The sequence below is a fragment of the Mesorhizobium sp. P160927 genome (assembly GCF_057766385.1).
In genome coordinates, this window is the sequence record NZ_JBYMDW010000001.1 from 3972297 (window position 1) to 3989836 (window position 17540).

At 61.8% G+C, this 17540-nt stretch carries 19 protein-coding genes; 14 read left to right on the forward strand and 5 right to left on the reverse strand.

What is annotated here, in order from left to right; translation table 11 throughout:
• Positions 1 to 74: 74 nt before the first annotated feature.
• Both AC3CB8_RS19380 and AC3CB8_RS19385 read right to left on the reverse strand, forming a co-directional pair.
• A complete protein-coding gene (locus AC3CB8_RS19380; RefSeq protein ID WP_352566754.1) occupies positions 75 to 1049 on the reverse strand; it encodes an alpha/beta hydrolase in 975 nt (324 codons plus the stop codon).
• 92 nt (positions 1050 to 1141) lie between these two features.
• Positions 1142 to 1963, reverse strand: a complete 822-nt coding sequence (locus AC3CB8_RS19385; RefSeq protein WP_023773647.1) for an SDR family oxidoreductase — start codon at positions 1961 to 1963, stop codon at positions 1142 to 1144.
• Positions 1964 to 2187: 224 nt separating this feature from the next.
• Between AC3CB8_RS19385 and AC3CB8_RS19390 the strand changes: the two genes are divergently transcribed.
• The 5 genes from AC3CB8_RS19390 to AC3CB8_RS19410 all read left to right on the forward strand — a co-directional run bounded on the left by AC3CB8_RS19390 (position 2188) and on the right by AC3CB8_RS19410 (position 6165).
• A complete protein-coding gene (locus tag AC3CB8_RS19390; RefSeq protein WP_023773648.1) occupies positions 2188 to 3222 on the forward strand; it encodes a cysteine synthase A in 1035 nt (344 codons plus the stop codon).
• A complete protein-coding gene (locus tag AC3CB8_RS19395) occupies positions 3222 to 3965 on the forward strand; it encodes an alanyl-tRNA editing protein (protein ID WP_023773650.1) in 744 nt (247 codons plus the stop codon). Before AC3CB8_RS19390 ends, AC3CB8_RS19395 begins: the two co-directional genes overlap by 1 nt.
• A 29-nt stretch (positions 3966 to 3994) precedes the next feature.
• Positions 3995 to 4951 (forward strand): 3-mercaptopyruvate sulfurtransferase, encoded by a 957-nt coding sequence (gene sseA / locus AC3CB8_RS19400; protein WP_352566757.1) that lies wholly within the window; start codon positions 3995 to 3997, stop codon positions 4949 to 4951.
• 4 nt (positions 4952 to 4955) lie between these two features.
• A complete protein-coding gene (locus tag AC3CB8_RS19405) occupies positions 4956 to 5519 on the forward strand; it encodes a GNAT family N-acetyltransferase (RefSeq protein ID WP_023773652.1) in 564 nt (187 codons plus the stop codon).
• A 178-nt stretch (positions 5520 to 5697) separates the two neighbouring features.
• On the forward strand, positions 5698 to 6165 hold the full coding sequence (locus AC3CB8_RS19410) for a DUF1203 domain-containing protein (protein WP_352566759.1): 468 nt from the start codon (positions 5698 to 5700) through the stop codon (positions 6163 to 6165).
• Positions 6166 to 6377: 212 nt separating this feature from the next.
• On the opposite strand, the gene ald is transcribed toward AC3CB8_RS19410, so the two are convergent.
• A complete protein-coding gene (gene ald, locus AC3CB8_RS19415) occupies positions 6378 to 7493 on the reverse strand; it encodes an alanine dehydrogenase (RefSeq protein WP_352566761.1) in 1116 nt (371 codons plus the stop codon).
• A 157-nt stretch (positions 7494 to 7650) separates the two neighbouring features.
• Here ald and AC3CB8_RS19420 point away from each other — a divergent pair, with 157 nt between their 5' ends.
• On the forward strand, positions 7651 to 8124 hold the full coding sequence (locus tag AC3CB8_RS19420; protein WP_352566763.1) for an Lrp/AsnC family transcriptional regulator: 474 nt from the start codon (positions 7651 to 7653) through the stop codon (positions 8122 to 8124).
• A gap of 4 nt (positions 8125 to 8128) precedes the next feature.
• Here the strand turns inward: AC3CB8_RS19420 and AC3CB8_RS19425 are convergent, their stop codons facing one another.
• Positions 8129 to 8788: a 5-formyltetrahydrofolate cyclo-ligase gene (locus tag AC3CB8_RS19425; protein WP_352566765.1), complete on the reverse strand. Its 660-nt coding sequence runs from the start codon at positions 8786 to 8788 to the stop codon at positions 8129 to 8131.
• 163 nt (positions 8789 to 8951) lie between these two features.
• Between AC3CB8_RS19425 and AC3CB8_RS19430 the strand changes: the two genes are divergently transcribed.
• Both AC3CB8_RS19430 and AC3CB8_RS19435 read left to right on the forward strand, forming a co-directional pair.
• The gene (locus AC3CB8_RS19430) at positions 8952 to 10217 is read left to right on the forward strand and encodes an NAD(P)/FAD-dependent oxidoreductase (RefSeq protein WP_352566767.1); all 1266 of its coding nucleotides are present in this window, start codon (positions 8952 to 8954) and stop codon (positions 10215 to 10217) included.
• A 150-nt stretch (positions 10218 to 10367) separates the two neighbouring features.
• Positions 10368 to 12347 carry a bifunctional 2',3'-cyclic-nucleotide 2'-phosphodiesterase/3'-nucleotidase gene (locus AC3CB8_RS19435; RefSeq protein WP_023783961.1) on the forward strand — a complete coding sequence of 660 codons (1980 nt, stop codon included), beginning with the start codon at positions 10368 to 10370 and terminating at the stop codon, positions 12345 to 12347.
• Positions 12348 to 12480: 133 nt separating this feature from the next.
• Here the strand turns inward: AC3CB8_RS19435 and AC3CB8_RS19440 are convergent, their stop codons facing one another.
• Positions 12481 to 13737, reverse strand: a complete 1257-nt coding sequence (locus AC3CB8_RS19440) for an SAM-dependent methyltransferase (protein ID WP_023773659.1) — start codon at positions 13735 to 13737, stop codon at positions 12481 to 12483.
• A 219-nt stretch (positions 13738 to 13956) separates the two neighbouring features.
• Between AC3CB8_RS19440 and AC3CB8_RS19445 the strand changes: the two genes are divergently transcribed.
• The 6 genes from AC3CB8_RS19445 to AC3CB8_RS19470 all read left to right on the forward strand — a co-directional run bounded on the left by AC3CB8_RS19445 (position 13957) and on the right by AC3CB8_RS19470 (position 17267).
• Complete coding sequence (locus AC3CB8_RS19445) at positions 13957 to 14208, forward strand: hypothetical protein (RefSeq protein WP_032924904.1); 252 nt, start codon at positions 13957 to 13959, stop codon at positions 14206 to 14208.
• Between the two features lie 168 nt (positions 14209 to 14376).
• On the forward strand, positions 14377 to 14667 hold the full coding sequence (locus AC3CB8_RS19450) for a Dabb family protein (RefSeq protein ID WP_023773661.1): 291 nt from the start codon (positions 14377 to 14379) through the stop codon (positions 14665 to 14667).
• Between the two features lie 147 nt (positions 14668 to 14814).
• Positions 14815 to 15696: a VOC family protein gene (locus AC3CB8_RS19455; protein ID WP_023773662.1), complete on the forward strand. Its 882-nt coding sequence runs from the start codon at positions 14815 to 14817 to the stop codon at positions 15694 to 15696.
• Positions 15693 to 16535, forward strand: a complete 843-nt coding sequence (kdsA, locus tag AC3CB8_RS19460; RefSeq protein ID WP_031241255.1) for a 3-deoxy-8-phosphooctulonate synthase — start codon at positions 15693 to 15695, stop codon at positions 16533 to 16535. Before AC3CB8_RS19455 ends, kdsA begins: the two co-directional genes overlap by 4 nt.
• 77 nt (positions 16536 to 16612) lie before the next feature.
• Positions 16613 to 16816 carry a dodecin family protein gene (locus AC3CB8_RS19465; RefSeq protein WP_015317939.1) on the forward strand — a complete coding sequence of 68 codons (204 nt, stop codon included), beginning with the start codon at positions 16613 to 16615 and terminating at the stop codon, positions 16814 to 16816.
• Between the two features lie 85 nt (positions 16817 to 16901).
• Positions 16902 to 17267 carry a PRC-barrel domain-containing protein gene (locus AC3CB8_RS19470; protein WP_015317938.1) on the forward strand — a complete coding sequence of 122 codons (366 nt, stop codon included), beginning with the start codon at positions 16902 to 16904 and terminating at the stop codon, positions 17265 to 17267.
• Positions 17268 to 17540 lie beyond the last annotated feature (273 nt).

A 17540-nucleotide genomic window follows, 5' to 3' on the forward strand; every position in this document is an offset into this window, starting at 1 on the left:
CGGTTGCCTCGTGCCCGACTACAAATAAAACGGCGGCTGAGCATTGCTTCAGCCGTCGTTTTTGTCTTCGACCCTTACTTCGCCACTGCTTGGATCCAGACGGCAATCCGTTGCGCCAGGAATCCGGTGGTGGATGGCGACAGCGCGTCGCCGGCAATGACATGGTTGTCTGGATCGCCAGTGCTTTCGATGGGCACCAGCTCATGCGGGGCACCCCAGCGCGCGGCGATCTCACGCGTGCGGTCGGGTCGCACGACCTTGTCTATATCCGAGAAGATGAACAGGGCGGGAATGGTCGCCTTCTCCACCGGCGCGCCATAGGCAAGGTCGGTCAGCGCCTGCATGGGCATCGTCGCGGCGATCGGATATCTGGTGGTCCAGAATTTCTCATGCAGCGCGTTGCGTGGCGCGAAGCTACGTTCCTTGCCGGCGACGAGTTCGGCGATCTGCTTGCCCCAGGGCATGGTCAGGATCTCGGCGCCGGATGCTTTCACGCCGAAATTGGGCGAGATGAATGCAATGGCCGCCACACCCTCGGATGCCCTGGGCTGCGTCGCCGCCCAGGCCGCCAGCGAGCCGCCGGTCGATGTCGAGATGACGATCACCTTGTCGCCGATTGCCCGGCCGATGGCGAGCGCCTCCTCATAGTCGTTGATCCAGGCATTGACGCTGCCTTGCGTCATCGCCGCGCCGTCCTGCCCGTGGCCGGTGAGGCGAGTGTAGAACAGGTTGGCGTCGAGCTGGTCGGCCACGTCGTCGGGCAAGGGCCGGATCTCGCCCTTCGATGCGGAAAAGCCGTGGATGTAGACGATCGATAGCGGCGTCTTTGCATGCACCATCGGGTCGGCCCAGACGATCTCCTTCTCCAGCCCATCACGGATACCGGGTATGGCTGCCTCCACTTTTGCCACATAGGCTTGCGGGTCGTCGCCAATGGCGGAAGGATCGAAGCGGATCGTGGTATCGACGGGTACGCGTGGACCCAATAGGAAGGTCAGTGCAAGGATGGCGATCAGGCCCAGCACAGCAAGCACGATCCGTCGCCCCATCGCAAACTCCATGCAACAACATTCAGACTATGGTGGTGGCCATGAACAGGCAACGGCGGTTCAGGCGGCCCAGCCACCAATCCTGTGGGCATCTATTTGTTGGGCGGTTTGCGCTCATAATGCAGTGGGCGTGCTTTCCAGCTGGTCGTCAGGCTGATCACCCATCGGCATAGCGGCCTTGGCAGCATGCCGAGAAATTTCAGCGGCCAGCTCGTTCTGTACGGGAAGGTCACTTCGAAGCCGCCGGATTTGATTCCCCGCATCATGCGGCGCGTCGCGCGGCCGACCGGCATCAGGCCAGGCATCGGCAGCATGTTCTTTTCGGTCAACGGCGTGTCGACAAAACCGGGGTTAATCACCTGGACGCGGATGTTCATCTTGTCGAAATCATATTTCAGCGACTCGGCCAGAATGTTGATCGCCGCCTTCGTACCGCCATAGGCCGCCGTGGTCGGCCAGCCGAAATAGGCGGTCACCGAGCCGACCAGAACGACATGGCCACGTGCCCGCACCCGCATATGCTCGACGACAGGCACCAGCCCATGGATGATGCCGAAATAGTTGACTTCGAAGGAGCGGCGAAAGTCCTTGACGACGAGGGACTCTCCGGGTGTCGAGATGTAATTGCCGGCATTGAAGATGGCGAGCACGATCGGTCCGAGGTCGTTCTCGATCGCGGCGACCGTTCTTGCCATGCGCGGCTCGTCGGTGACGTCGCAGGGAAAGGACACGACCTTGCCCGGCATCTGCGCGGTCTCGACGATGAGCGTGTCGATCGGATCGTCGTCCAGCGCTGTCACCGCCACCGCATAGCCTTGTGACGCCAGATCCCGCGCCAGCGAGCGGCCGATGCCGCTGCTGCCGCCAGTGACCCAGGCTACGCCGTGTTTCGGATCGGCCCGATAGAGTGTCATGCTGCGCCCTGCCGAGTTGTTGATGTCTTGCTCTATCGGTGGAGGAATCGAATGAAAAGAGTGCTTCTCGACGCCGGGTGCAAATGAACTGTCGGGTGTCCAGCCGGTCCCCGCGACATCCATACACCGCAGCGCCGGAAATGCGACTGGCCCAGACGAATTCTTGCCTTGAAACCTAAGCGTTGGGTTTCTAGGGTTCGGCGCACGCATACAAGGAATCCCGAATGCCCCGTTCAGTGATCGACGCGATCGGCAACACGCCCCTGATCCGCCTCAACAAGGCTTCCGAAGAAACTGGCTGCGAGATCCTGGGAAAGGCCGAGTTCATGAATCCGGGGCAGTCGGTTAAGGATCGCGCCGGCCTGTTCATCATCCGTGATGCCGAACAACGCGGCCTGTTGCAGCCGGGCGGTGTCATCGTCGAGGGGACCGCCGGCAATACCGGCATCGGGCTGACGCTCGTCGCCAAGGCGCTGGGCTATCGCACCGTCATCGTCATTCCGGATACGCAGAGCCAGGAAAAGAAGGACACGATCAGGTTGCTCGGCGCCGAGCTGATCGAAGTGCCGGCCGTGCCTTACAGGAATCCCAACAACTACGTGAAACTGTCGGGACGGCTGGCGGAGCAGATGGCCAGGAGCGAACCGAACGGCGCGATCTGGGCCAACCAGTTCGACAATGTCGCCAACCGCGATGGCCATATCCGCACGACGGCCGAGGAAATCTGGGCCCAGACCGGGGGCAAGGTCGACGGTTTTGTCTCGGCGGTCGGGTCAGGCGGAACGCTGGCCGGTGTCGGGCTCGGATTGAAAGCCAAGAGCAAGAACGTCAAGATCGCGCTCGCCGACCCTCTCGGCGCAGCGCTCTACAGTTTCTACACCAGCGGCGAGCTGAAGTCCGAAGGCAGTTCGATCACCGAAGGTATTGGGCAGGGGCGCATCACCGCAAATCTCGAAGGCTTCACACCTGACTTCTCCTACCAGATCAGGGATGAGGACGCGCTGCCGATCGTCTTCGACCTGATCCAGGAGGAAGGCCTGTGCGTCGGCGGGTCGACCGGCATCAACATTGCCGGCGCGATGCGCCTCGCTGCGGAATTGGGTCCGGGCCACACCATCGTGACGATCCTTTGCGACTACGGGACGCGCTACCAGTCGAAGCTGTTCAACCCCGAATTCCTGCGCGAAAAGCAACTGCCTGTACCAGGCTGGATGGAATTGCAGAGCAAGATTTCGGTGCCCTTCGAGAAGGTCGCGTGATGGCGCACAGGACCGAAGCGCTGTTTCGCGACGACGCCTATCTCACGACGGCTGACGCCACGGTCGTCGCCATCAATGAGCGCGGCGGCATCATCCTCGACCGGACGATCTTCTACGCCACCTCGGGCGGCCAGCCGGGCGATAGCGGCACGTTGGAGCGTGCCGACGGTAGCGGCATCGACATCGCCGCAACCATATCAGGCGAGAACAAGGATGAGATCATCCACGTGCCGGTGCTCGCGCAGGCGCCACTGGCCGTTGGCGAGCGGGTGAAGCTGGCAATCTCGTGGGAGCGTCGGCATCTGCTGATGCGCATGCACTCGGCTTGCCATCTGCTCACCGTCATCTGTCCGTTCCCGATCACCGGGGCGGCGGTTTCCGAGGACGACAGCCGTGTCGATTTTGACATTCCAGACGCCAGCTTCACCAAGGAAGAGGTAACCGCCGGCATGATGGATCTGGTGCGGGCTGATCATCCCATCTTCACCAGGCTTATCAGCGACGAGGAATTGGCCGCGAACCCTGGTTTGGTGAAGTCCAAGAACGTCCGGCCGCCTGTTGGCACCGGCAAGATCCGTCTGGTCTGCATCGGTGACAACGCCTCGGTGGACAGCCAGCCCTGCGGCGGCACCCATGTGAGGAGCACCGGCGAAATCGGCGAGATCCACATCGGCAAGATCGAAAAGAAGGGCCGGGAGAACAGGCGCTTCCGCATCCGCTTCGGTCCTATGCCGGCGAACTGAACAGCGTCAAAAGGCGGCAGGAGAAAAGAATGGCCGAGGATAGTCCTTTTACCGTCGATGCGGACTGGCTGCAGGGGCGCTTGGGCCAGCCGGGCCTGACGATCGTAGACGCCTCCTGGTATCTGCCTGCACAAAAGCGCGACGCGCGCGCCGAGTATGATGCGGCTCATATTCCTGGCGCCCGTTTCCTGGACCAGGACGCGGTTTCGGATCCTGACGCTGCCTTGCCCCACACGCTCGCATCGCCGCAGTATTTCGCCCAATATGTCGGCTCAATGGGCGTGTCGGCTGATGACACCGTCGTCGTCTATGATGGCCCGGGCTTTTTCTCCGCACCGCGGGCATGGTGGATGTTCCGGATCATGGGTGTCTTCCAGACCTATATTCTGGACGGCGGCTTCGACGGCTGGAAGGCGACCGGGCGGCCGGTAACGGCCGAGCCGACGAAGATCGCGCCAAGCGTCTTTCATGCCGATTTCGACGCCGGTCGCGTCGTCGGTCTGGCCGATATGCGCCGGCTTGTCGATACAAAGGCAGGCCAGATCGCCGATGCCCGCGGGCCGGGCCGCTTCACCGGCAGCGAACCCGAGCCTCGTGCGGGGATCCGCTCCGGTCACATGCCGGGCGCGCGCAATGTACCGTACTCCGCGCTCTCGGAAAACGGCAGGCTGCTGCCGAGGAACCGTTTGCGCAAAGTGATCGAGGACGCCGGTATCGACCTGTCCGGACCCGTGGTTACATCCTGCGGCTCCGGCGTCACCGCCGCGGTGGTCACGCTGGCGCTGGAGACGCTTGGCCATACCGATAACAGGCTTTATGACGGCTCATGGACCGAGTGGGGCGGATTGTCCGATACACCAGTCGTGACCGGCCCAACGACCACTGGCCCAGCAACGAGCGGCCAAGCAACGACCGGCCCAGCAACGACCGGCCCAGCAAAGACCGGCCCAGCAAAGACCGGCCCAGCAACGACCGGCAAGGAATGAATTGATGGAAAACGGCGTGCTGCAGGACATTGAGGTCACTGTGACTTTTCTCGAAATGCATGCCCCGCCGCCCGTCTCGCCACCGGTACCCTACAACCGCCAGGTAGCGCTGCTGAAGACCAGGGACATTCCCTTGCATTTTTATCGCTATCTCATGGACCGGGTGGGACGCAAATGGCAGTGGGTGAACGTTCTGAGGCTGAATGACGATGAGTTGTCGGCCGGAATCCACCGCGAGGATCGCGATATCAGGGTGCTCTATCTCGACGGTGCGCCAGCCGGCTTCTTCGATCTCAAGCCGCATCTGCCCGAGGAAGTCGAACTCGCCTATTTCGGCATGATGGAACATGCCACCGGTCAAGGCATCGGTCGCTGGTTCCTTGGTTCGGCGATTGCCGCCGCATGGTCATATGGGCCGAAAAGGGTGACGGTGCAGACCTGCACGCTCGACCACCCGGCCGCGCTACCGCTCTACCAGAAGCTCGGTTTCCAGCCGGTCGCGCAGAAGAAGGAAGTCGTGCATCCCCTACCTTTCGCCGAGCGCTCGGCCAGCGTCATGCGGCCGTAACTCAGCCGGAATCTGCCGCTGCTTCGGCAATTCATCAAAGGATTGTCGAACTGATTAGCCGATTTCGGTGGCCTTCCTTGAGCTCGAAAGGGTCGATCTGACGACGCTTGGCGGGAATCGGGTGGGAAGCACGGCGGCGAGCGCATAGTTTCCGGTCACCAGTACCGGAGATCTTGCGATGACCATCCTATTCACAGCTCTGCCGACCGAAAATGTCAGGGCCCTGCAGCGCGGCGGCCCCGATGCCTATGGCCGGACGCCCGAGCGGAAAGTCTCTGACGGCGACGGGATGCCCTGCCGTCATTGCCTCAGGAATATCGCCGCCGGCGATGTCTATCTCATCCTCGCCTACCGGCCATTTCCAGACCCTCAGCCCTATGCAGAAACCGGGCCGATCTTCCTGCATGCCCAGGAATGCGAACGTGCCGCCGGGACAGGGGAGCCGCCGGAGATCCTCGACAGCCCAGAGTATATCGTGCGCGGCTATGGCGGCGATGATCGCATCGTCTACGGCAGCGGTGGCGTCATCCCGACCGCAGCAATTGCCGCACGAGCCGAGACTTTGTTGGAGCGTGAGGACATTGCCTATGTGCATGTCCGCTCGGCCCGCAACAATTGCTATCAGTGCCGCGTCGAGCGCGCATGAGATCTAGGATTGGCGGCAGAAAGTCTCTGTCGTACTGCTGTCGCATATACGCGCTAGAAAGCCAGTGTCGATCGATTGGCCGACTGCGGATGAACCGGCGGCAATCTCGATATCGAGGAAGCGGGGCTTTGGCTCCGCTTTTTTGTTGCCTGTGCCGATTGCTCTAGAACAAACCCGCCGGTTCGAGCCGGCGGGGAAGACTGAAGGAAGCCTTAAGCCGCCAGCACTGCTTTCGGCTCGACCAGTTCGTAGCCGAGCGCTTCGGCGACCGCGCGGTTGGTAATCTTACCCTTGTGGACATTGAGGCCGTTGCGCAGGTGATGGTCATCGACCAGAGCCTTCAGGCCCTTGTCCGCGAGTTGCAGACCATAGTGCAGCGTCGCGTTGTTGAGCGCGTGGGCCGAGGTCACCGGCACGGCACCTGGCATGTTGGCAACGCAGTAGTGGATCACGCCGTCGACCTCGTAGGTGGGCTCGGCATGGGTGGTCGCGTGCGAGGTCTCGAAGCAGCCGCCCTGGTCGATCGCGACATCGACCAGTACCGAGCCTTTCTTCATGCCGGACAGCATTTCGCGGCTGACGAGCTTCGGTGCGGCGGCGCCCGGGATGAGTACGGCGCCGACGACGATGTCGGCGGAGAAGCATTCTTCCTCGAGCGCCTCGACGGTCGAGTAGCGGGTGTGGATCCGGCCGGCGAAGAGGTCGTCAAGCTGGCGCAGGCGCGGGATCGAGCGGTCGATAATGGTGACATCCGCGCCAAGGCCGGCGGCCATGCGGGCCGCGTGCAGACCAACGACGCCGCCGCCAAGCACGGTGACCTTGCCGGGCAGCACGCCGGGCACTCCGCCGAGCAGCACGCCGCGGCCGCCATTGGCCTTCTGCAGCGCCGTGGAGCCGGCTTGGATCGACAAGCGGCCTGCGACTTCCGACATCGGCGCCAGCAGCGGCAGGCCGCCACGATCATCGGTCACGGTTTCGTAGGCGATCGCGGTGACGCCCGAGGCGAGCAGGCCCTTGGTCTGCTCCGGATCAGGAGCCAAATGGAGATAGGTGTACAGGATCTGGCCTTCGCGCAGCTGCGCCCATTCATTGGGCTGCGGTTCCTTGACCTTGACGATCATGTCCGACTTGGCGAACACGTCGGCGGCCGTCTCGGCGATGACGGCGCCAGCGGCGCGATAGGCGTTGTCATCGGCACCGATGCCGGCGCCCGCGCCGGTCTCGACCAGCACTTCGTGGCCATGGGCGACATATTCGCGGACCGAGCCTGGCGTTAGGCCGACACGGTATTCATGGTTCTTGATTTCCTTGGGGCAGCCGATGCGCATTTTCTTCTCCTGATCCGGGCCCTTTTGGGCTCACTCCCTGTAGTGCTGGAGTGAACCATGAATCGGCGTGCAGGTGTTTGCGAATGCGCTTGCGTGAACAGGCTGGTTTCGATACTCGTTGCAAAAATCTTACGCTTTTTCGCAGGAATCACGAAAAATGCTGCTCGACAGGATTGATATCGCCATTCTGGAGACTTTGCAGAAGGACGGGCGGATGCCGAACGCGGCGCTTGCCGAGAAGGTCGGCCTATCGCAGTCGGCCTGCTCTCGCCGGCTCGACAATCTAGAGAAGTCCGGAACCATCCGCGGCTATCACGCCCGGCTGTCCAACGCGGCCCTTGGCCACCAGATGACGGCGATCGTCCACATATCGCTCTCCGGCCAGTTCGAGAAGACGCTGTCGGATTTCGAGGCAGCGATCAAACGCTGCCCCAACGTGCTGTCGTGCCACCTGATGTCGGGCGAGTACGACTATATCCTGCGGATCGCGGCCAAGGATCTCGTCGACTACGAGCGCATCCACAAGGAATGGCTGTCGGCGATGCCGCATGTGACGAAGATCAATTCGTCCTTCGCCCTGCGCGAAATCGTCGACCGCACGGCAATGGGTCTGAAGCCGGAGATGGCGTAGAGCCCTATACCGTGGCCGTCTCCGTCACGATCCGATCCATCGGGATGTCGTGCGGCTGCGGATAGATGGTGGCGATACGCTGCATTTCGTAGCCGACGCCGATGACCAGTGGCTTGAACGGCATGGCGGCCAGCGTACGGTCGAAGAAGCCGCCGCCATAGCCCAGGCGATAGCTTGCCGGATCAATGCCGACAATGGGCGAGATGACGATGTCCGGCAGCACCGGATCGCCTTCTGCCGGAATCGGGATGTTCCAGACGCCCTTTTCCAACCGGTCGCCCGGTTTGTAGGCGCGGAAGATCAGCGGTTGCCCTTTCTCGACCACGATGGGCAGTGCGGTGCGGCCGCCACGCTCATTGACGGACGCCATCCAGGGCCGCAGATCCGGCTCGCCGCGAAATGGCCAGTAAAGGCTGACCATGCGGCCCGCGATCTCGCCGACAAGTGCATCCAGCCCGCCGGCTATGCGTTGCGACATTGCCATTCGGGCATCGGCGGAAACTTCAAGTCGGGCGGAGATCAGCCTTTCGCGCTCGGCTTTGCGCCAACGCCGCACGTCGGTCCAGTCGCTGAGTGGTGCCTGGAACGCAGGGTCGAGCTCGTGCATGAAGCAGGGCGGCGAAGAGTATTGCGCCGGGCCCTGGTTGTCATGATCGTTAGCCATGCCTCACCTCATCTCACGTTCGATGACGCTATACCTCGCGATACGATAGAACATGTGCATTCACGACATGGAACGACGAGTCTCAAGCACTGTCCTGCCATTGTTGCATTGCACAAGATACCTACATCTAGGGCAGGCAATCTTGCCATCAGGGGTGAATCAAATGAGCGATGCCAGACATCATGTCGTCGTCGTTGGCGCCGGGTTCGGCGGTCTCGAATTCACCCGCGCACTGGCCGGCGCACCGGTGCGCATCACCATGATCGACAAGCGCAACCATCATCTGTTCCAGCCGCTGCTCTATCAGGTGGCAACCACGGCGCTTGCAACCTCGGAGGTTGCCTGGCCGATCCGCCATCTCTTGCGCAAGCGCAGGGATGTGACCACGCTGCTCGCCAATGTCACGGGTGTCGACCGGGCCGGCAAACGCGTTCTGCTCGACGACGGCAGCGCCGTCGCCTACGACACGCTGGTGCTCGCCACCGGGGCGCGCCATGCCTATTTCGGCCATGACGAGTGGGAGCCTTTCGCGCCGGGCTTGAAGACTTTGGAGGACGCCACCACCATTCGGCGCCGCATTCTTCTGGCCTTCGAGCAGGCGGAGCGGGAACCCGACGCTGCCAGGCGCGAGGCACTGCTGACCATTGCCATCGTCGGCGGCGGGCCGACCGGGGTCGAACTCGCCGGAACCATTGCCGAACTGGCACAAGACACGCTGCGCGGCGAATTCCGCAACATCGATACGCGCCAGACGCGCGTGGTGCTGATCGAGGCCGGCGACCGCATTCTGGCCAATTTCGCGCCAAAGCTCTCCGACTACGCCGGGAAGGCGCTGCAACGGCTTGGCGTTTCGGTCGAGCTCGGCCGGGCCGTTACGCGCTGCGATGCCAACGGCGTGGTTTTTGGCGACACGGTTCTACCGGCCCGCACGATCCTGTGGGCAGCCGGCGTTGCCGCTTCGCCAGCCGCCGAGTGGCTGGGAGCGAAAGCGGATCGGGCGGGCAGAGTGCTGGTCGAGCCTGATCTCAGGGTGCCCGGCAGCCCGGAGATTTTTGTCATCGGCGACGCCGCCCACGTGCTGCGGCCCGACGGGCGGCCGGTGCCCGGCGTGGCCCCTTCCGCCAAGCAGGAGGGACGGCATGTTGCCGCGACCGTCAAGGCCAGGCTTGCCGGCGACACCAGCCCGCGGCCTTTCCACTACAAGCACGCCGGCGATCTGGCGACGATCGGCAAGCGCGCCGCCGCGATCGATTTCGGCTGGATCAAGCTGACCGGCTGGCTCGCATGGTGGCTGTGGGGCATTGCCCATATCTATTTCCTGATCGGCTTTCGCAACCGGCTGGCGGTTTCGCTGAGCTGGCTTTGGATCTACGTCACAGGCCAGCGCAGCGCCCGGTTGATCACCCAGGGCGACGACGACAAGACCTGACTTTCTTCACCGCGCCTTTCATCCCGCCGTCATCTGTTGCTGATGGATTGGCGTGCCGATGCGCGCGACTTCTTGAGTGGACTTGAGCTGATTTCAGCGCGAAGTTCGCTTCGGGGCAGGGCTCGTCAGGTCGTCGAAGAAGGAGAAAACATGTCGCAACTGCTCCATCCCGTCTCTCGCCGTGGTCTCCTGGCGGGGGCCGCCGCCACAGGGGCGCTGATCGTGCTTCACCCCTTCTCCGCCCGGGCGCAGGCCAACCAGGCGCATCTAAGGATCATGGAAACCACCGATATCCATGTGAACGTGCTGCCTTATGACTACTACGCCGACAAAGCCAATGACACGATGGGCCTGTCGCGCACGGCCTCCCTCATCGACGCGGTGCGCAAGGAAGCCGCCAATTCGATGCTGATCGACAATGGCGACCTTTTGCAGGGCAACCCGATGGGCGACTACATCGCCTATGAGAAGGGCCTGAAGGAGGGCGATCTCCATCCGATCATGAAAGGCATGAACCTGCTCGGCTACGAGTGTTCGACGCTAGGCAATCACGAATTCAACTATGGCCTGTCCTTTCTGGACAAGGTGCTGGCCGGCGCCAATTTCCCGTTCGTCTGCGCTAATCTGATCCGGGGTACCGAGCTTGCCGCCAACCCGCGCGACGACAAGCTCTACCTCAAGCCCTACATAATCCTGGACAAGAAGATCAAGGACGGGTCAGGCGCGGAACAGCCGATCAGGGTCGGCATCATCGGTTTCGTGCCGCCGCAGATCATGGTCTGGGACCTCAAGAACCTCGAAGGCAACGTCAAGACGCGCGACATCGTCGAAGCGGCGAGGGCGTGGGTGCCGCGGATGAAGGAGGAGGGCGCCGACATCGTCATCGCGCTCTCGCATTCCGGCATCGACGTCAAGCAGGGTGACATGATGGAGAATGCCTCGTTCTTTGTCGCAGGCGTCGAAGGCATCGACGCGGTCTTCACCGGACACCAGCATCTGGTCTTCCCCGGCAAGAAAGATTTCCAGGCGCTCGAGGGCGTTGACGCACAGAAGGGGACGCTGCAGGGCAAGCCCGCCGTCATGGGCGGTTTCTGGGGCTCGCATATGGGCCTGATCGACCTGATGCTGGAGCGCGACGGGTCGAAGTGGAAAGTGGTCTCGGCGACATCGGAGGCGCGGCCCATCTTCGAGCGTGTCGACAGCAAGAACAAGCCGACCGTCCCGGACGACAAGCGCATCATCGCCGCTCTCGAGCAAGACCACCAAGCGACCCTCGCCTATGTACGCCGCCCTGTCGGCAAGACGTCCGCGCCGCTCTATTCCTATTTCGCGCTGGTCGCGGACGACCCGTCGGTACAGGTCGTCAGCCAGGCGCAAACCTGGTACCTGAAGGACATATTGAAAAGCACACAGTGGAAGGACGTGCCGTTGCTATCGGCGGCGGCCCCGTTCAAAGCCGGTGGACGCAACGGCGCCGACTACTATACCGACGTGCCGGCGGGCGACATCGCGATCAAGAACGTCGCCGACCTCTACCTCTATCCCAACACGGTGCGCGCCGTGGAAATTACGGGGGCTCAGGTCAAGGAATGGCTGGAAATGTCGGCCGGCATTTTCAACCGAATCGAGGCCGGGAAGGCCGACCAGGTTCTGATCAACACTGATTTTCCATCCTACAATTTCGACGTGATCGACGGCGTCACCTACAGGATAGACCTGTCGCAGCCGCCGAAATACGATTCCAAGGGCGGCATCGCCAATGCCGGTTCCAATCGCATTGTTGAGCTTATGTTCGACGGAAAACCCATTGATCCGGCAGCGAAATTCGTTGTCGCGACCAACAATTACCGGGCCGGCGGCGGTGGCAATTTCCCTGACATCAATGCCTCGAAGATCATCTACGAGGCGCCGGACACCAACCGCGATGTCATCGTTCGATACATCGTCAGCCAGGGCACCATCAACCCGTCGGCCGATGATAACTGGTCGTTCGCGCCGTTGCCGGGAACCAGCGTCGTCTTCGACACCGGCGTCAAGGCAAAGGACTTCATCGCCGATGTGAAGTCGCTTAAGATCGAACCTGCCGGCGAGGGCGAAGCTGGCTTTGCCAGATATCGCATCCTTCTCTGATCAGGCCGTCAAAAACTGGTGCGGTCAGCCTTGGCCGCATGTCAGATCCTTGGAGGGGCCGGCGGCACGAATCGCCCCTTGACTACCGGCATGACAAGATCCAGCGCATCGGTGGAAATGCCGCCCGCACAGGCTACGCCTTGTAGACCACCTGGCGCACATCAATGTAGCTGGCTCGGAAGCCGGCTTCGCAATAGTGCAGGTAGAACTCCCAGAGCTTCTTGAAGCGATCGTCGAAACCGAGCGGTACGATTTTCTCCCACGACCCTCGGAAACGCTGGCGCCATTCGGCAAGCGTACGGGCATAGTCCTCGGGGAAAACGCGTTCGCGCAGATGGGCAAGGCCGTGCGCGGCGCCAAGTGATTTCAAGATGGACGGCGTCGGCAGCATGCCGCCCGGGAAAACGTAGCGCTGGATGAAATCCGGCCTGGCGCGATAGGTGTCGTAGGCGGCTTCGTTGATGGTGATGATCTGCAGTCCAGCCATGCCGTCGGGCTTCAGGCAGTCCTTCATCTTGGAGAAGAACACCGGCCAGTATTTCTCGCCGACCGCCTCGAACATCTCGATCGAGGCGATGCGATCGTAGGTGCCCGTTTCGTCGCGGTAATCCTGCAACTTGATGTCGACCTTCTCGGCAAGGCCGGCCTTGGCGATGCGCGCCTTGGCGAAGTCGTGCTGCTCGCGGCTGATGGTCAATCCGGTGACTCGGCAACCGATTTCGCGTGCGGCGAATTCGGCAAAGCCGCCCCAACCGCAGCCTATCTCCAGCACATGATCCTTCGCGCCTACGCCCGTATCCCTGGCCAGCGCCCGGTATTTGGCGGCCTGGGCGCTCTCGAGATCGTTGACGCCATTGGCGTAAAGCGCCGAGGAATAGGTCATGCTCGGGTCGAGCCATTCCTTGTAGAAGGCGTTGCCGAGATCGTAGTGCGCCGAGATATTACGCTTCGATCCCGTGCGTGTGTTCTCGTTGAACCAGTGACGGATGCGCTGGACTGTGTTGATGAGCCAGCTGGCGCCGCCCGCAACCCTCTCACCGAAGGCGGAGTTGACCACGAACAATTCCAGGAAGCTGGTGACGTCAGGGCTTTCCCAATCGCCGTCCATATAGGATTCGGCAACACCAATTGTGCCGCCGGAAAAGGCGCGGCCCGGCAGGCGCCAGTTCTTGAGCACCAGTTCGGCATCGGGCCCCGGCGCCTTGCCGCCGACGAGAACGGCGCGGCCGTCCGGCATCCAGACCTTCAGCGAACCGCGCGGCAGGTTCATCGCCGCCGACAGCACCATGCGCGCTTTGGCCGGCAGGCCCTTGACGCTCTCGGCGAAATTGAACTCGTCGAGCCTGACCACGTCGCCCGGCGCTATGCCATCCTGTTCCCCGTGTGCCATTCCATGCCCCTGGATCTCCGTGGTGCCGGCGCAATTGCCGAGCCGCGGTTCTCTTGGTTCATTCGCCGGGTTCGAACGCCGTTGCCTAGTCCCGGGTTGCCTGCGGATCCGGCGACAGGCGGGCTCGAACGAAGCGCGCGACCATTAGCCCGAGCTTCAGCGCTTTCCGATGAATGCCTGCGCCAATCTTCCACTCGATGAGGCGGAACTTCAAGAGGCATGCCAAGAGCTGGACTGCGCCACGCGGGTGGCTGGCATACGCCGCCTTGCGTCAGGCTGCTGCCCGAAATCGAAAACGTCTATGGCAGCCGCAGCGCTAGTGCGATAGCTTTGGCCATGCGTTATGTGATTGTCATTGCCGCCATCGCGTTCTTTCTGATCTGGGACGGTCTCTACAATCAGGGCCGGTATCTTGACGTCACGGTCAGGGAACTCTCCCATGTCGTGCGCTACGTCACCGGAAAAGCCTGATATCCTCCTTGAGATAGCAGCCTGGCGCCTCATTTGGGGTGCTCACCGCGGTGAGACGAGGGCCAGCCCGATCGAGGCGCGTCGCAAGGACGCGTGGCGCCATGACCGGTTGACGCAAAGAGACCGCCGTCACAAAAGACCTCGACATTTCAGATCGAGGAGGCGGGATTGATCCGGCATATCGTTTTCTTCAGCGCGCGGCGCAAGGAAGATGTGGAAGCAGTTCGCACCGGACTGCTGGCGCTTGGTGACATTCCTCATTCCAGCCTCTTCGAGGTCACGTTGAACACCAAGGTCGACCCGCTGTCGGATGAAGTCGATGTCGTCGTCTACGCGGAATTCGCCGATGACGCGGCGCTGGCAGCCTACAAGGCGCACCCGCTCTATGCGCAGACCACCAGCAAGGTCAAACCATTGCGCGAGCTGCGCTATTCTGCTGATGTCGTGGCCCGAAGCTGATCCGTGCGGGGGATAGCCTCACGTCAAGTCCAGTTGCGGCGGAAGCGAATGTCCAAGACTCTTCCAGTTGGTTGTTGCGGGGCCGCCGCCGGCGGCATTGCGATCAAGTCTTGAACCGATCTTCCGAATGATGCACATCGCGCTTCCATGACCTCGTCAGACATTCATCCGCTCGATCATCTGGTTCTGCCGACGCAGAGCCTTGATGCGGCGCGTGCCCGGCTTAACGCCCTTGGCTTCGTCGTCGCTCCGACCGGAATCCATCCGTTTGGCACGGAAAACTGCTGCGTTTTCCTCGCCGACGGCTCCTATCTGGAGCCGCTTGCGATTGGCCGTAAACAGGCTGCGACAGAGGCGGCTGCCGAGGGCAATGTCTTCGTTGCGCGAGATCGCCTCTATCGGGAAAGTCGTGGCAACGAGGGATTTTCCGCGGTGGTCCTCGGCACGGACAATGCGGATGGCGACCATCAACGCTATGTCGAAGCGGGTCTGTCGGCGGGAGACAAGCTGAGCTTCTCCCGAGCCTTCACCGATTCGGCGGGCAAAAGCCATACGGCGTCGTTCAAGCTCGCCTTTGCCGCGGCTCCTGGCCAAACGGACGCATTTCTTTTTGCCTGTCAGCGCATCAACGCGCCGAGAGTAGACCGAGGAGCCTTGCAGGCTCACCCTAATGGGGTCGACGGAATTGTCGAGGTGATTGCAATCAGCAGCGCTTCCGCCGAGCAGCATCGGCTGATTTCAGTGGCGGTCAATGATCAGGCCGCCGATGCGCACGACGGCGTTTTTCATCTGCCGAACGCGGGCTTGACCGTGCTGGACGCCGCTGCTTTCACGGCGCGCTTCGGAATAACGGCCGGTACGCCATCAGAATTGCACTTCGCCGCCGTGGTTTTTTCGATCCCCGACATTGGCGCCACCGCACGCCTGCTTGCGGCCAATGCCATCCAGCACGATATGTCGGGCAATGACATCATCGTGCGGCCGGCATCCGGGCAGGGCGCGGCTTTCATCTTTCGGGAGATCCCATGAGCAACCCCCTGGCGCCCAATTCGTCGGTAACCGTCGGCAACGTCGTCTTCGACAATACCGGACCGCTGGCGCTGATCGCCGGCCCTTGCCAGTTCGAATCGCGCCAGCACGCCTTCGATATGGCCGGCACGCTGAAGGAGCTGACCGGCAGGCTCGGCATCGGCCTCGTCTACAAGACGAGTTACGACAAGGCCAATCGCACCTCGCTGTCAGCAACGCGGGGTGCCGGCATGGACGCCGCGCTTCCCGTCTTCGACGAGTTGCGCAAGGAATTCTCGCTTCCCGTGCTGACCGATGTCCACACCGAGGAACAGTGCGCGATCGTGGCGCCGCATGTCGACGTGCTGCAGATTCCGGCCTTCCTGTCGCGCCAGACCGATATGCTCGTCGCCGCAGCGAGAACGGGCAAGGTCATCAATGTGAAGAAGGGGCAGTTCCTCGCACCCTGGGACATGAAGAACGTGGTCGCCAAGATCACCGGCTCCGGCAATGCCAATGTGCTGACCACGGAGCGCGGCGCTTCTTTCGGGTACAACACGCTGGTGTCGGATATGCGCGCTCTGCCCGTCATGGCCGAGATCGGCGCCCCGGTGATCTTCGACGCCACCCATTCGGTGCAGCAGCCGGGCGGGCAGGGCGGATCGTCTGGCGGGGAGCGCCGCTTTGTCGAGACGCTGGCCCGCGCGGCCGTTGCCGTGGGCGTTGCCGGCGTGTTCATCGAGACCCACCAGGACCCGGACAATTCGACTTCCTCCGATGGTCCCAACATGCTGCCGCTGAAGGATATGCCGGCACTGCTGGAAAGGCTCATGGCCTTCGACAGGATAGCAAAGGGCTGAAAAGCCAATGTCTTGTAGCGAATAAGCCCCGGTTGTAGGCTTGTCCGGCAAATGAGCGCTTTGGCAGGAGGAAGCCAATGTCCGTCGCCCGTGTCACCGAAATCACCTCGTCGTCCAGGAAAAGCTTTCAAGACGCCATCGAGAAGGGGATTGCGCGCGCCGCGAAGACCCTGAAGAACGTCGAAGGCGCCTGGATCCAGGATCAGAAGATCGTCGTCGAGGATGGCAAGATCGCAGCCTATCGCGTCAATATGAAGGTGACTTTCATCCTCGCGGAGTGATTGGGCAGCCCGCCAAAAAAGTCGGGAACTTTCGCCCGCGCCCCTCATTGTCAAAGTGCGGATTAACGACAACGAGGAGCAAACAATGACGACGCAAACAGGTCACACCGAAGCCATTGCCGCTTCACGAGTCATCGGCACGACCGTCTACAACACCCAAGGCGACAGCATCGGCAGCATTGAGGACGTGATGCTCGACAAGACGTCGAACGGCATCATGTTCGCGGTGATCGGATTTGGCGGCTTTCTCGGCATTGGCGAGAAGTACCACGCCATCCCCTGGGCAAGCCTCGACTATGATGAGGCAAGAGGCGGCTATGTCATACCCTTCTCCAAGGAACAGCTGAAGGCAGCGCCTGCCCATTCGATCAACGAACTGGCCGGCGCGGATGGCGAGAGCGCGCGCGACGAGTCATACGAATATTACAAGGTCGCGCCCTACTGGCATTGACGCCATAATAGGAAAAAGGGGGGCCGTTCTACGGCCCCCCTTTTGATTCAAACGTAACGCTACTCGCTAGCGTGCAAAGCCGGCAAAGAGGCAGTAGCCTTTGGCGGCGACTGCTGGTTGTCGCATGACGTCAGGAACGCCGCGGCGATCAGAAACAGACTGACAATACCGCTCAACTCAGACATGGCGAACCCCTCCTGTTTCGCCCCGCGCGATTACAATCTTAACCTGGAATGCGCGTCCGGTGGCATGACTTATGATGACAGGAAATTG

Excerpts from the sequence above, each read along its gene's own strand:
- AC3CB8_RS19410 (WP_352566759.1), top strand. The coding sequence starts at position 5,698 with ATGACCATCCTATTCACAGCTCTGCCGACCGAAAATGTCAGGGCCCTG.
- AC3CB8_RS19470 (WP_015317938.1), top strand. The coding sequence starts at position 16,902 with ATGACGACGCAAACAGGTCACACCGAAGCCATTGCCGCTTCACGAGTC.
- AC3CB8_RS19455 (WP_023773662.1), top strand. The coding sequence starts at position 14,815 with ATGACCTCGTCAGACATTCATCCGCTCGATCATCTGGTTCTGCCGACG.
- sseA (WP_352566757.1), top strand. The coding sequence starts at position 3,995 with ATGGCCGAGGATAGTCCTTTTACCGTCGATGCGGACTGGCTGCAGGGG.
- AC3CB8_RS19425 (WP_352566765.1), bottom strand. The coding sequence starts at position 8,788 with ATGGCTAACGATCATGACAACCAGGGCCCGGCGCAATACTCTTCGCCG.
- AC3CB8_RS19430 (WP_352566767.1), top strand. The coding sequence starts at position 8,952 with ATGAGCGATGCCAGACATCATGTCGTCGTCGTTGGCGCCGGGTTCGGC.
- AC3CB8_RS19465 (WP_015317939.1), top strand. The coding sequence starts at position 16,613 with ATGTCCGTCGCCCGTGTCACCGAAATCACCTCGTCGTCCAGGAAAAGC.
- AC3CB8_RS19435 (WP_023783961.1), top strand. The coding sequence starts at position 10,368 with ATGTCGCAACTGCTCCATCCCGTCTCTCGCCGTGGTCTCCTGGCGGGG.
- AC3CB8_RS19385 (WP_023773647.1), bottom strand. The coding sequence starts at position 1,963 with ATGACACTCTATCGGGCCGATCCGAAACACGGCGTAGCCTGGGTCACT.
- AC3CB8_RS19395 (WP_023773650.1), top strand. The coding sequence starts at position 3,222 with ATGGCGCACAGGACCGAAGCGCTGTTTCGCGACGACGCCTATCTCACG.
- AC3CB8_RS19390 (WP_023773648.1), top strand. The coding sequence starts at position 2,188 with ATGCCCCGTTCAGTGATCGACGCGATCGGCAACACGCCCCTGATCCGC.
- AC3CB8_RS19405 (WP_023773652.1), top strand. The coding sequence starts at position 4,956 with ATGGAAAACGGCGTGCTGCAGGACATTGAGGTCACTGTGACTTTTCTC.
- AC3CB8_RS19420 (WP_352566763.1), top strand. The coding sequence starts at position 7,651 with ATGCTGCTCGACAGGATTGATATCGCCATTCTGGAGACTTTGCAGAAG.
- AC3CB8_RS19380 (WP_352566754.1), bottom strand. The coding sequence starts at position 1,049 with ATGGGGCGACGGATCGTGCTTGCTGTGCTGGGCCTGATCGCCATCCTT.
- AC3CB8_RS19440 (WP_023773659.1), bottom strand. The coding sequence starts at position 13,737 with ATGGCACACGGGGAACAGGATGGCATAGCGCCGGGCGACGTGGTCAGG.
- ald (WP_352566761.1), bottom strand. The coding sequence starts at position 7,493 with ATGCGCATCGGCTGCCCCAAGGAAATCAAGAACCATGAATACCGTGTC.
- AC3CB8_RS19445 (WP_032924904.1), top strand. The coding sequence starts at position 13,957 with ATGCCAAGAGCTGGACTGCGCCACGCGGGTGGCTGGCATACGCCGCCT.
- kdsA (WP_031241255.1), top strand. The coding sequence starts at position 15,693 with ATGAGCAACCCCCTGGCGCCCAATTCGTCGGTAACCGTCGGCAACGTC.